The organism is Bacillus cereus group sp. N11, assembly GCF_016483605.1.
GTDB lineage: Bacteria > Bacillota > Bacilli > Bacillales > Bacillaceae_G > Bacillus_A > Bacillus_A toyonensis.
In genome coordinates this window covers 170,460-184,158 of record NZ_JAEHBN010000007.1, presented here as the reverse complement: position 1 = coordinate 184,158, position 13,699 = coordinate 170,460, and the positions used below count along the sequence as shown (strand labels likewise).

Here is a 13,699-nt window from a genome sequence, read left to right as displayed (position 1 = left end):
TTTTATAAAAATTTAATATCTCCATATTTGTTTTATCCTTTTAAAATATTTCATTTGCCGCTTTATTGGATGAAATGCGTTATTTGTTTTACGGTATTTTTCGGCATATTAATAGAAACTAACGGTTTATGAAGCATTTTTTATGTTTAGCCACTTTTTTTGTAGAAATCCTTCGTTTTCCTTTCAATATTTAACACTACCGAAATAAAGTTTACTCTAAATTCATAATTTTTTATTTTTTATACTATATTCCGTTATATTGTTGTATAATATCAATGAAAGCGCTTATTATTTCAATATACATAATTCGAACTTTATTTTATCGAAACATTCTAACTATTATACCTATATGTAAATGCAACAATTATAGTTGTTAGTGTAGGTATACCAAATATATCCACTCCATTTTTCTGTAAAATTACTTTATAACATGAAAGATTAACTTGGGTGATAAGTTATTGTGAATGTTTTTTTACAAAACAGATAAGTAATAGTGTTTGGTATTATGTAAATTATTGTAATAACATAAGAGTAAAGACAACATTTACATTAATTATTAGTTCATCAATTATTGAAAAAGAGCAAAATGCACCTTTTGTATAGGAAAAGGATTATATGCATTGGGAGGTTTAAACAAATGACGAGGAAGAATACAACGACAAACCCTTGGGCCAAGTTCCATGGTCCGAACCTTGGTTATGTTATTGAACAGTATGATCTTTACGTAACTGGAGCAGGTTCTGTTGATCCGGAATTACAAGAGCTTTTTGAAATTTTTGGAGCTCCTTCGTTTCAAGATGATGTCGTAACAGGGGACAACACAGCAACACATTTTTCTCCTCAAAACACAGGTAACATTGAAAAAATTCTTAAAGTCGTTCAACTTGTTGAACAGATTCGTTCTTTCGGGCATACGTTGGCTCACATCAACCCGATGGAAGATGCTGCAAACGGACAATCTCTTCTTGAGAAAGCAATGAACGAATTGAGCGATGCTGACTTGAAAGCGATTCCAGCTAAAACAGTATGGCAAGATGCACCAGAGGGTATTCACACTGCACTTGATGTAATTCATAGATTAAAAGACGTTTATACAAAATCTTTAGCTTATGAATTCTCACATATACAAGATAGTGAAGAACGCGCGTGGTTGCATCAAATGGTGGAATCAAATTCATTGCGTCAACCATTATCAAATAAAAAACGAACTGCTCTTTTAAAACGTTTAACAGCTGTTGAAGGTTTCGAGCAATTCTTGCATAAAACATTCGTTGGGCAAAAGCGTTTCTCTATCGAGGGCGTTGATATGCTTGTACCAGTTCTAGATGAAATTGTGCTAGAAGGTGCTAAGGGCGGCGTTGAAGATGTCATGATTGGTATGGCTCACCGCGGTCGTCTAAGCGTACTTGCTCACGTATTAGAAAAACCATATACTCACATGTTTGCTGAATTCAAACATGCAAAAATAGAAGGCGCAGTGGCAAATGCTGGCTGGACTGGCGACGTGAAATACCATTTAGGTAGAGAACAAGTCGTTGGGAATGAAGAAGTTAGCACTCGCGTTACATTAGCAAATAACCCGAGTCACCTTGAGTTCGTTAATCCTGTTGTGGAAGGTTTCGCACGTGCGGCTCAAGAAAATCGTAAAAAGTCTGGTCTTCCAGAACAAGATACTTCTAAATCATTCGTAGTTTTAGTTCATGGTGACGCTGCATTCCCTGGTCAAGGTATTGTATCTGAGACACTAAACTTAAGCAGATTGAACGCGTATCAAACGGGCGGAACAATTCATGTTATCGCAAACAATGCAGTTGGTTTTACGACTGATAGCTATGATTCTCGTTCTACGAAATATTCAAGCGACCTTGCAAAAGGTTTTGATATTCCGATTGTTCACGTGAACGCTGATGATCCAGAAGCTTGTCTTGCTGCTGCTAACCTGGCGATTCAATATCGTACGTTGTTCAAAAAAGACTTCTTAATCGATTTAATTGGTTACCGTCGCTACGGTCATAACGAAATGGATGACCCAGCAGTTACGCAACCACAAGTGTACAAAAAAATTAAAAATCACCCAACTGTAAGAGCAATTTATGCAGATCAATTACAAGCTGCTGGTGTTCTAAATGCAGATGAGGTTGAAACAATTACTCAATTTATACAAGAACAATTAAAATCTGATTATGCACAAGTACCACCAGCTGATACGAGCGATGCAACAATTCACGTTAAAGTACCAGATGTTGTTGCAAAAGGCATTCAGCCAATTGATACTGGTGTTGAACTTGACTCACTTCGTGCAATGAATGAAGGTCTATTATCTTGGCCAGAAGGCTTTAACGTATATCCGAAGGTGAAGAAAATTCTTGAACGCCGTAAAGATGCTCTTGAAGAGAACGGTAAAATTGAATGGGCACTTGCTGAGTCATTAGCATTCGCTTCTATTTTACAAGAAGGTACGCCAATTCGTTTAACTGGTCAAGATTCACAGCGTGGTACATTCGCGCATCGTCACATCGTATTACACGATACTGATACAAATGAAACATATTCACCATTACATCGCTTACCAAACATTAACGCTTCATTCTCTGTTCATAACAGTCCGTTATCAGAAGCTGCTGTTGTTGGTTACGAGTATGGTTATAACGTATTTGCTCCAGAAACTCTTGTTATGTGGGAAGCGCAATATGGTGACTTCTCAAATACTGCGCAAGCATTATTTGATCAATACGTTTCAGCTGGAAGAGCAAAATGGGGTCAAAAATCTGGTTTAGTTCTTCTATTACCACACGGTTATGAAGGTCAAGGACCAGAGCATTCTAGTGCACGTCCAGAGCGTTTCTTACAGTTAGCTGCTGAAAACAACTGGACAGTTGCAAACTTAACGAGCGCAGCACAGTACTTCCATATCTTGCGTCGTCAAGCATCTATTTTAGGAACAGAAGCTGTTCGACCTTTAGTACTTATGACGCCGAAGAGTTTATTACGTCACCCACTTACGCTTTCAACTGCTAGTCAGTTAAGCGAAGGACGTTTCCAACCTGCTTTAGAACAAGAAAACCTTGGCATGAAACCAAATAAAGTTAAACGTCTTGTTTTAAGTACAGGTAAAATGGCGATTGACTTAGCAGCGGAAATCGAGTCTGGTAAACATGAATACAACTTAGATGAAGTTCATGTCGTTCGCATTGAACAGTTGTATCCATTCCCTGCTGAAAAAGTTCAATCTATTATGAAACGCTTTAAAAACTTAGAAGAAATTATTTGGGTTCAAGAAGAACCTCGTAATATGGGTGCATGGCATTACATGGCTCCAATTCTGTTCGAACTAGCTGGAGATACAGTGAAAACAGGTTACATTGGACGCCCAGATCGTTCTAGCCCATCTGGTGGCGATCCGTTCGCTCACAAAGCTGAGCAAGAACTAATTGTGGCGCACGCTTTAGATGTGAAGTATAACTTCCGTCAAGATAAACAAGAAATTGAAGTTTATAGCAACTAAAAGTAACAATGAATTTTTCCCGGCTCGACTTGGGCAGATATTCTGCCCAAGTCGAGCTAACAAATGGAGATTACCGAAGATTAAAGAAGACAAAACACACCGTTAGGCAAATAAGGGGAGGACATTTAAAATGATCGAAATTAAAGTACCTGAGCTTGCAGAATCTATTACAGAAGGAACTATTTCACAATGGCTTATCAACGTAGGTGACAAAGTTGAGAAAGGTGGCAGCGTTGTTGAGCTTGAAACTGATAAAGTCAATGTAGAAATCATTGCAGAAGATTCAGGTATTGTATCAAAGTTACTAGGCGAGCCTGGGGATACAGTTGAAGTTGGCGCAACTATCGCAATTTTAGATGCAAATGGCGCACAAGTGGCAGTAAGTACACCTGCACCAGTGGCTGAGCAACCAAAACAAGAAACAGCTGAAGCACCGAAAGCTGCTACTCCAACTGCTGAACAAGCTACGGCTCTACAAGGTTTACCAAATACGAACCGTCCTATCGCATCACCAGCTGCTAGAAAAATGGCTCGTGAATTAGGAATCGACTTAAACGACGTACGTAGCACAGATCCACTTGGACGTGTGAGACCACATGATGTACAAGCTCATGCTGCAGCACCAAAAGAAGCACCAGCTGCTCCAAAAAGTCCAGCTCCTGCTCCAGTTGCAAAAACGGAATTTGAAAAACCAGTTGAGCGCGTGAAAATGTCCCGCCGCCGTCAAACAATTGCAAAACGTCTTGTAGAAGTACAACAAACATCTGCAATGTTAACAACATTTAACGAAGTTGATATGAGTGCAATCATGGAATTACGTAAAGAGCGTAAAGATGCTTTCGAGAAAAAACATGATGTACGTCTTGGCTTTATGTCATTCTTCACAAAAGCAGTTGTTGCAGCATTAAAACAATTCCCATTATTAAATGCTGAAATTCAAGGCGACGAGCTTATCATTAAAAAATTCTATGATATCGGTATTGCAGTAGCAGCTCCAGATGGATTAGTTGTTCCAGTTGTACGCGATGCTAACCAATTAAACTTCGCTGAAATCGAAAGCGAAATTCGTAATTTAGGTATGAAAGCACGTGATAATAAACTTTCATTAAAAGAGCTACAAGGTGGTACATTTACAATTACAAACGGTGGTGTATTCGGTTCTCTAATGTCAACACCAATCCTAAACAGCCCACAAGTAGGTATTTTAGGAATGCACAAAATCCAAGTAAGACCAGTTGCAATTGATGCAGAACGTATGGAAAACCGTCCAATGATGTACCTTGCACTATCTTACGATCACCGTATTGTTGATGGTAAAGAAGCAGTTAGCTTCCTTGTTGCTGTTAAAGATATGCTTGAAGATCCAAAATCATTATTATTAGAAGGTTGATAGACCAATAGTCTATTAGAGGCTGTAGAATAAATCATTCTACAGCCTTTTTTTATTGCGTTCATACGGGACAAATTTCATGACATAAGCTAATAATGTATGCCTAAAACGTAAGGAGGATTAAAATGAATAACCTTCCAGCTCATGCAAAGCTTAAAGCAAATAAGGATACTTTCTTCCTCCCCGACTCAAACGGGGGTGTCTATTTTCGAAATAACGCCAGTTCATTCCGCATGGACGGTGATGGAATTTATAACTGGATTGAAAAATTAATGCCTATGTTTAATGGTGATCATTCTTTAGCAGAAATAACCGATGGTCTCCCTCTCCCCTATCAACATCGTGTATTTGAAATTGGAGAGATTTTATATGAAAATGGTTTTGTTCGTGATGTAAGTCAAGATGCACCTCATGAATTAAACAGTGCATTACTCGATAGGTATGCTTCGCAAATTGAATTTCTAGAAGCTGATTCTCATTCAGGTGCTTTAAAATTCCAGACGTACCGCGCAGCAAATGTCCTTATACTTGGTTCTGGGGATATGCTTACTTCCTTAGTTTCTTCTTTACTAGAATCCGGATTACCTACATTTCATTACCTTGTCACAGATTATATGGAAACAAATTACGACCGAATTCATGAACTAGTAGAACGTGCATATGAAGTTGATGACAATGTACTTGTTCAAGAAATAGATACTACAATTGACCGCCCCCTGCATGAAGTGTTCGAACCCTTTGACTGGATTTTATACGTTTCTCAAAATGGAGACATTGAAGGCTTAAGAACAGTTCACACGATTTGCAAGGAAGTAGGAAAGAACTTCATACCCGCCATTTGTTTATCAACATTCGGTTTGGCTGGTCCTGTCGTAACAGCTGATCGTGAAGAATGCTGGGAATCAGCTTGGCATCGGCTACATGAAACTACTTTGCAAAATGAAAATGCATCAGCTCCTTTTTCACCAATTACTGGCGCAATGTTAGCAAATATAATTGTTTTTGAATTATTTAAACACGTCGCTGATGATTCATATCGAGAAAAAGAGCCACAATTCTTTTTATTAAACTGTGAAACACTCGAAGGGACATGGCATCCTTTTATAAAACATCCTCTCGCAACTGATGAAAGTTTTACAATTGATACAATAGAAAATCTTACCGAAAAACTTGCGCAGCTGTCCAACCAACGTACTTCAACTGAATTGTTCCGTTTTTTCGACTCATTAACTTCTAAAGAAGCTGGTATATTCCATGTGTGGGATGAACAAAATTCATATCAACTACCGTTATCACAATGCAATATTCAAGTAGCTACACCACTATCCGATGGTCCCGCTTCCCTCCTGCCTCTTATGACTTGCGCTAGTTTGACTCATAATGAAGCTCGCCGTGAAGCTGGTTTAACAGGAATTGAAACATATGTAGCTGAAATCATTCATCGCCTTATTCCTGAACATAACGATATCGGTATTGGTGCTGGGGAAACGATGACAGAAGGTGTATACCGGGCACTACAACAACATTTAAACAATAAACTATATGAGCGGCAATCACATATGCTAGAAGAAATTACAACGATCGACCTAGCTGAAATTCATGATACACATTGTAAGTTTTATTACGATGCTCTCTCTACAATTCATGAAGCACCTAAAATAGCAATGAGTGAAGAGATTCTTAGTTTTCCAGTCGTTTGGGTCGGTGTAAATGATAGATGGTATGGCGCATCCAGTATTAATATGACGTTAGCGTTACGTAACGCACTACAACTATCTCTTCTTCACATTCAAAATGAAGAAACTCCATACAGAGCTACTGTTTTGCCTGAATCATCTATTATTTTATATGACACTGATTCTTTTCGAATAGAAATACAAGCGGACGAAGAGATTCCAGATGTGCAATCTTTACAGCTTGCCTTGCAGCATTTAGGAGAACATAATTTTTATCCATTCGTGTTTGATTTAGCGATTGAATCATTTTTGAAAGAAAATTTAGATGGTGTGTACGGGGTATTAATTGCAAAGGAGGACGGTCTATGACTCAACATATATTGCTTATAGGAGATGGCCTACTTGCAGACTATGTACATGATCAATTACGCAAACAATATTCCATCATTCGCCAACATACAATTACAGATGAACTCCCTGAAAATATCAACCTCGCTCTCGTATTACATGACGGCTCTCCTTCTACTATTCATCATGATGCTGAGCTTGTTTTTCGTTCCAATCATATTCCGTGGCTACGTGCGTTTACTTCATTTGGTGAAGGTGTTATCGGACCTTATATTCGTCCTCTTGCAACGGGATGCACCCATTGTGCCGATGGACGACGCTTTATCGCCGGATTTGATCAACAAGAAATGTGGGAATTACAGCGGAAATATGCATTGAAATCAGAGCACGTAACGAGGCGTGATGTACGCGCCACCCAAAATGGCATTCTGCAAATGTGCCAGCTCATTCATGCTGAAACGGAGAAAATATTAGCTCACGGACATTCTTCTTTAGAAAATGAACTCATTTTACTAAACTTACAAACACTGCAATGTACGCGGCATTCTTTTCTTCCAGATCCTCTCTGTCCTATATGTAGTAATTTACCTGCTGATACTGCGGATGCGGCACAGATTTCTTTACAACCGAGCTTAAAAACAAGTGCTGAAACGTATCGCTGTCGTTCTATTCATGAACTAAATACATTTTTAACGAGAGACTATTTAGATTACCGGGTTGGTATGTTGAATGGAAAAATGCAGCATTCTTTATTACCATTCGCTGACGTCATTATAAACATGCCGTTAATGTTTGGGAATGAAGGTGTTGCAGGTCGAACCCATTCATTTGCACTGAGTGAAGCAACTGCTATTTTAGAAGGTTTAGAACGATATTGTGGTATGTCACCTCGAGGAAAAAAGACAAATGTGCATAGTAGTTTTCATGATTTAGAGGATCATGCACTGAATCCCCTCACACTCGGTGTACATGCAAATGAACATTATAATCGTGATAGTTTTCCGTTTAAGCCGTTTGATCCCAACTATGAACAAAACTGGGTATGGGGCTATTCTTTATCACAAAACAAGCCACTTTTAGTTCCAGAATCAATCGCTTATTATAGCCTCGGTCATCGGGATGCTTTCGTATATGAAACATCCAATGGTTGTGCAATTGGTGGTAGTTTAGAAGAAGCAATTTTTCACGGCATTTTAGAAATTGTAGAGCGTGATGCCTTCTTGCTCACTTGGTATGCTGAATTACCTCTGTCCCGCCTTGATCTTAGCTCAGCAAACGATACGGAATTACAATTAATGATTCAGCGGTTACGCACGATTACCGGGTATGAATTACACGTTTTTAACGCGACGATGGAACACGGCATCCCGAGTTTATGGGTAATTGCGAAAAATACGCGTGCAAATGGAATGAACGTTGTTTGTGCAGGGGGCTCTCATTTAGATCCTATTCGAGCTATAAAAAGTGCAATTCACGAAATAGCAGGCATGTTACTAATAGCAGATGATGAGCTCGAGCAAAAAAGAGAGTACTACGAAAAATGCTTACAAGATCCTTATCTCGTTAATAAAATGGAAGACCATAGTATGCTGTACGGATTAAAAGAAACGGAAGAACGTCTTCATTTCCTTTTACGTGAAGATGCTCCGGTGCAATCGTTCCAAGAAATGAATGCATTACAATCGTTTGATATGGATTTGACATCTGATCTTCATCAACTTTTAAATCGTTTGCATCAATCTGGGCTCGAAGTAATCGTTGTAGATCAAACCGTCCCCCTTATAGAGCAGAACGGATTACATTGTGTAAAAGTCATGATCCCAGGCATGCTACCGATGACGTTCGGTCACCATCTCACTCGTGTTACCGGACTGGATAGAGTGTACACTGTACCGATGACACTTGGATATAGGGCTGAGCCTTTAACAAACGAACAATTAAATCCACATCCTCATCCATTTCCATAGTAAAGGGGGGATTTCATGCAGCTAGATACTTTTTTACATCATCTCCATTTCACTATTGATGAAATTATGCCGAATCATGAGGTGAACTGGGAAGACGCACCGCTTCCTTATAAGTTATATCGAAATGTACCTGTCATCCCTCTCTCTTCAGAAATCCCAATATCTTTGCCGAACTCTTCTACTACACCTACTTTGGATGAGATTGGTGCTTACCTTTTGTATTCATTTGGTATAACCCAATTATGTCAGCTCAATAGCGAAAGAAATTTATTCCGGAGGTCTATCCCTTCAGGTGGTGCTTTATACCCAAATGAATTGTATATATATTTAAAATTGGATCATTATCCAGACGGCATTTACCATTATGACGCTGCGCATCACCGACTTATCTTACTTCGCGAAGGAAATTTCGATTCTTATCTTACAGACACACTCGGCAATCGCTGTAACATACATTCTTGCTTTGGTGCTGCATTTGTATCCACTATGTTTTGGAAAAACTTTTTTAAATACAATAACTTTTCGTATCGTCTGCAAGGATTAGATAGCGGCGTTCTCATCGGTCAATTACTCGAATGTGCGAAACAGTTCGGTTACAAAAATGGCATATACTTTCAATTTCTAGACCGTGCAATCAATCATTTACTCGGACTGACCGAAGGAGAAGAAAGTGTGTATGCTGTTATTCCTTTAAGTACAGAACCGAATATAGATTGGTTCCACGATGATTATCGTAAAAATAAAACCGTTACTTCTCATGACTTATTGCAGCAAATTCCACCTTTAGCACATGAGCATTTCATTCGTTCCAAACATGTGGAAGGATATCCAATGATAACAAAAATAAATGAAGCATCTATGATTGAATCGACAGAACACTTCCAAACACTAGCTCATGAAGAGTACTATCAACATCATGCGCACACTGTACGGCTACCGAAAGTAGAGCGTTTATCGTATAATTTCTTACAACTTTGTAAAGAACGGTACTCCCCTAACGATGACTTTACTTTAACGAAATGGGATGCAGCTGAGCTCGCTACTTTACTACAAGAAGCGAGTCTCTCCTTCCCCTATTACAACGACCTTGATGGCAAGTATATAAATGAAAATGCACGCGTCTCCTTATATGGATGTTTTTATAACGTAAAAACTATTGAAAACGGGGCTTATGCTTATAACAGTAAAACACATTCCATACACCCAATTCGGTATGGAGACCTTCGTTACCCCCTTCAGTCTAGTATGACGATGGATAACGTAAACCTTTTTCAAGTACCACTTTGCTTACATGTAGTTGGAAAGAAGGATTACTACACACGTGCATTAGGCTATAGAGGATATCGCATTCACCAAATGGAAGCTGGTATACTCGTTCATAAACTCGTTTTCGCTGCGACCGCTATGGGGATGGGTGGTCATCCGTTACTAAGTTTTGATACAAATTCTTGTGATCAATTGTACGGGATTGATGGTGGAAATGAAACATCACTTATTCAAATTCCTGTTGGGGCGTATCGAGCGCGGAATTGGTTAAAAGGGTCTTTGCATAATTAAAAGCACGCCGTCCACCGGCGTGCTTTTTACTAGATTACTTTAAAGATACTCTTAATTTGTCTTGCAAATAACCAATTTTTCGTACCATAGTTATCATTTAAACTATCTAAATTGATAGTTTGTCCGTTAGCAAACTTTAATTCTAACGTTGTATTTTTGTCATTTGTTTTTAAATTACTATTTGTAATGGCATCATACTTTAATTTTTCAATCTCAACATATTCGTCTTTTTCTTGTCCGATAACGACATGGTCTTGGAAGAAAAACAATACTTCTACTTTCTTACCGAAGCAAAATACATTTTTCGTATAAATTAATGTCGCATTATCAAGTCCGACACATACTTCTTTCATCTCTTCAACAACGTGTCCAAAATCTTCTTCCTGTCTTGCGTTTGATTCCGCAATCCATTCCTCGATTGTTTTCATGTTAATTGCCATACTGCGCCCCCTGGTTCGTTCATTGCTTTGTTAAAAAACAAATACTATATGACAATATAAGCGATACGTACTTTGTTTTCAAGGGTGAACCTTATATTCAAAATAAAGTGAAACTTTAATCAGTAGGAGGGCTGTTCATCCCCCACTGATTATCAGCCCTCACCAATCGGGCGTTTACGAGCAACCCGACTCCCACAAATAGCGGGATAAAGCTAAATTTCAAAGTAATATACTAGGAACACTTATTTCATTATATTTTAAACGTTTGAACGAGGCATTCTTCATCATCAATCATTTGTTTTCGTTCATCAAATTCAATGTTTAACTCTCTATATACTTTCTTCCAAAACGAAACTGCCGGTACATTTTTTAGAAGTTCGATAACGAAATACTGTCCTCGTTTCTCTTCTAGTAAATTTTCAATAACTTGTTTACCGATTCCTTTTCCCCTATATTGATTCAATATGAAAATGTCATTCATACAAAAATCGTTTTCTTTCTTCAAAAATGGACGTTCTAATAGTAATAAAAATCCTACAATACTATGATCAACCTTTATAAAATACGGAGTGATTCCGTCATTTTTCCAAAACATGTGCAAATCTTCGTATTCAAAAAAACCATCCGCTCCGATAGTTATATTCATAGTGAACTTAGAAAGGTCATGAAGGTATAATACGTACAAATTACGTAATATTTCTTTTTCTGATTCTTGAATTCTTTGAAGTGCTACAACCATTTTTAAAAATCCCCTTTTCTATATGTAACTATTTCCCCCTCTTTATTATTCAATAAAAAAGATTACTTCCCTTTACAAAAAAAGTAGCACTTTAAAAGTGCTACTCCGCTCGCCTTGCTGCTTGCTGAATTGGATCCCAAACGCTGTTATATGGTGGTGCGTAACTTAAGTCGACGTCTTCTAAATCGTGAATGCTCATTTTATTGAAAAGCGCCATTGCAATCACATCAATACGCTTATCTACACCTTCTTCCCCAATTATTTGTCCACCCAACAATTGCTTCGTATCGGAACGATATAGCAATTTTAAGTGAAGTGGTTTCGCATTTGGATAATAGCCCGCCATATTTGTTGAATCTACTTTAACTGTTTTATACGGGATATTGAGCCCTTTCGCTTCTTTTTCATTTAAGCCTGTTCTCGCGAGTGTCAGATCCATAAATTTAATAATGCCTGTACCTAACGTACCTTTAAATGATCTTCGTTTATCAACCATATTGAGTCCAGCAAGTCGTCCTTGTTTATTGGCAGTCGTTCCAATTGGAATATGATCATGAATTTCTTTTATAACGTGATAATGTGTCGCGCAATCACCAGCAGCATATACGTCTTGCACATTCGTTTGCATATATGCATTTACTTCAATTGCCCCTTTATGATTTGTACGTATATTGGTTCCTTCAAGAAAATCAGTATTTGGCTTTACTCCGACAGATACTAAAACAAGATCTGCTTTATACGTACCTTTATCCGTTTCAACCTCCTCTACTCGCTCTTTTCCTCTAAACGCTTTTACATTTTCATTCGTTACAATTTCAATATGATGTTTATCCGCTTCTTTATGTATATATTCCGCCATATCTGCATCATAAATCGTACCGATATGATCATTTCGCTCAATCATTCTTACTTTCTTACCAAGCTCGACAAATGTTTCTGCCATCTCCAGTCCAATCGCACCGCCGCCAATAATTGTTACGTCTTCAACTTTGTTCGTTTCTAACGTTCTTAATATACGCTCAGCATCTGGAATTGTTTTTAAAAGATGAATGCCTTGTAACTCTCGTCCTTCCCATTCTGGCATAACAGGACGCACTCCCGTCGCAATTAATAAACGGTCATACGTAAATTCAAAAACATCTTTCGTCTCCATATGCTCCGCGTACACAATTTTCTTTTCCGTATCTACTTTCGTTACTTCATGTCGCACTTTCGCATCAATTCCGTACTTATCACGAAACGTCTTCACGTTACGCGCAATTAATTTTTCCGTCGAAGCAATAGCACCACTAATAACATACGGTAATCCGCACTGAGCGTATGAATAGATTTCACCTTTTTCTAACGTCACAACGTTTGCAGTTTCATCGTTTCTTACAATTTGCATGGCTGCACTCATCCCAGCTGCATCTCCGCCAATAATGACATAGTTCACTTTACCACTCCTTCTTTTTTCCCTACTCTTTACAATTTCCATATTTTACAGAAATAACACCTATTCCCATTGTAAAGAAATAATATTTCATCTACAAATTTAGTGCACAAACCTATGCCTGAATAGGTAACCGTCGTGTCTTATAAACAACATGTTTAATATGCTATAACAGTTACTATTGAAAGTAGGTGAAACATACATGTGCGCAGGCCTTCTCGCCCAGCTTCCAGAGGAACCGCAAGAACCGAAAGCCGCCTTGTCGCTTGACCAAGAATTTTCTATTAACGCAACACTTTATAGTGCTCGCGCTTGGTTATCTAATGATGAGACTTTCGCTCAAACTATTTGGAAAGGCTCTCGCTTCGCTTCAGCATCACACGCTGGCAAGTCCATCTTACCAATCGGTACTGTTAAAATTTTGAACTTATCTGATGATACAATAACAGTTACTGCATCATCAGAATCAGATGATGCCCTCAAAATAGTCGTACCGCCTCGTTCTGAAGGTGTTTTAACATCTAGTGCATTATCTGATGTGCAAGCTAGTACATCAGGAGGAGCAAGTAAAGTCACATTCCTCTTTCACATCTTTTTCTCAAGAGATCCTGGTCCAGCTAAACAACCATAGAGAAGGTACAGTAA

At 38.3% G+C, this 13,699-nt stretch carries 9 protein-coding genes; 6 read left to right on the top strand and 3 right to left on the bottom strand.

Annotated features, from left to right (window positions below; all coding sequences use genetic code 11):
• The first annotated feature begins 637 nt into the window (after positions 1 to 637).
• The 5 genes from odhA to JDS98_RS13690 all read left to right on the top strand — a co-directional run bounded on the left by odhA (position 638) and on the right by JDS98_RS13690 (position 10,443).
• Positions 638 to 3,505: a 2-oxoglutarate dehydrogenase E1 component gene (gene odhA / locus JDS98_RS13710; RefSeq protein ID WP_000197133.1), complete on the top strand. Its 2,868-nt coding sequence runs from the start codon at positions 638 to 640 to the stop codon at positions 3,503 to 3,505.
• 130 nt (positions 3,506 to 3,635) lie between these two features.
• Entirely contained in the window at positions 3,636 to 4,895 is a 1,260-nt protein-coding gene (gene odhB / locus JDS98_RS13705; RefSeq protein ID WP_052943557.1) for a 2-oxoglutarate dehydrogenase complex dihydrolipoyllysine-residue succinyltransferase, read from the top strand.
• A gap of 125 nt (positions 4,896 to 5,020) precedes the next feature.
• Positions 5,021 to 6,940 carry a putative thiazole-containing bacteriocin maturation protein gene (locus JDS98_RS13700; protein WP_199633981.1) on the top strand — a complete coding sequence of 640 codons (1,920 nt, stop codon included), beginning with the start codon at positions 5,021 to 5,023 and terminating at the stop codon, positions 6,938 to 6,940.
• Positions 6,937 to 8,886, top strand: coding sequence for a TOMM precursor leader peptide-binding protein (locus tag JDS98_RS13695; RefSeq protein WP_098711122.1), 1,950 nt, complete (start codon positions 6,937 to 6,939; stop codon positions 8,884 to 8,886). Before JDS98_RS13700 ends, JDS98_RS13695 begins: the two co-directional genes overlap by 4 nt.
• A 15-nt stretch (positions 8,887 to 8,901) precedes the next feature.
• On the top strand, positions 8,902 to 10,443 hold the full coding sequence (locus JDS98_RS13690) for a SagB family peptide dehydrogenase (protein ID WP_199633980.1): 1,542 nt from the start codon (positions 8,902 to 8,904) through the stop codon (positions 10,441 to 10,443).
• A gap of 29 nt (positions 10,444 to 10,472) precedes the next feature.
• Here the strand turns inward: JDS98_RS13690 and JDS98_RS13685 are convergent, their stop codons facing one another.
• The 3 genes from JDS98_RS13685 to JDS98_RS13675 all read right to left on the bottom strand — a co-directional run bounded on the left by JDS98_RS13685 (position 10,473) and on the right by JDS98_RS13675 (position 13,057).
• On the bottom strand, positions 10,473 to 10,883 hold the full coding sequence (locus JDS98_RS13685; protein ID WP_000996796.1) for a DUF3908 family protein: 411 nt from the start codon (positions 10,881 to 10,883) through the stop codon (positions 10,473 to 10,475).
• Positions 10,884 to 11,133: 250 nt separating this feature from the next.
• A complete protein-coding gene (locus JDS98_RS13680) occupies positions 11,134 to 11,622 on the bottom strand; it encodes a GNAT family N-acetyltransferase (RefSeq protein ID WP_052943561.1) in 489 nt (162 codons plus the stop codon).
• A gap of 100 nt (positions 11,623 to 11,722) precedes the next feature.
• The gene (locus JDS98_RS13675) at positions 11,723 to 13,057 is read right to left on the bottom strand and encodes an FAD-dependent oxidoreductase (protein WP_097957207.1); all 1,335 of its coding nucleotides are present in this window, start codon (positions 13,055 to 13,057) and stop codon (positions 11,723 to 11,725) included.
• A 199-nt stretch (positions 13,058 to 13,256) separates the two neighbouring features.
• Between JDS98_RS13675 and JDS98_RS13670 the strand changes: the two genes are divergently transcribed.
• Complete coding sequence (locus tag JDS98_RS13670; protein WP_002158834.1) at positions 13,257 to 13,685, top strand: hypothetical protein; 429 nt, start codon at positions 13,257 to 13,259, stop codon at positions 13,683 to 13,685.
• Positions 13,686 to 13,699 lie beyond the last annotated feature (14 nt).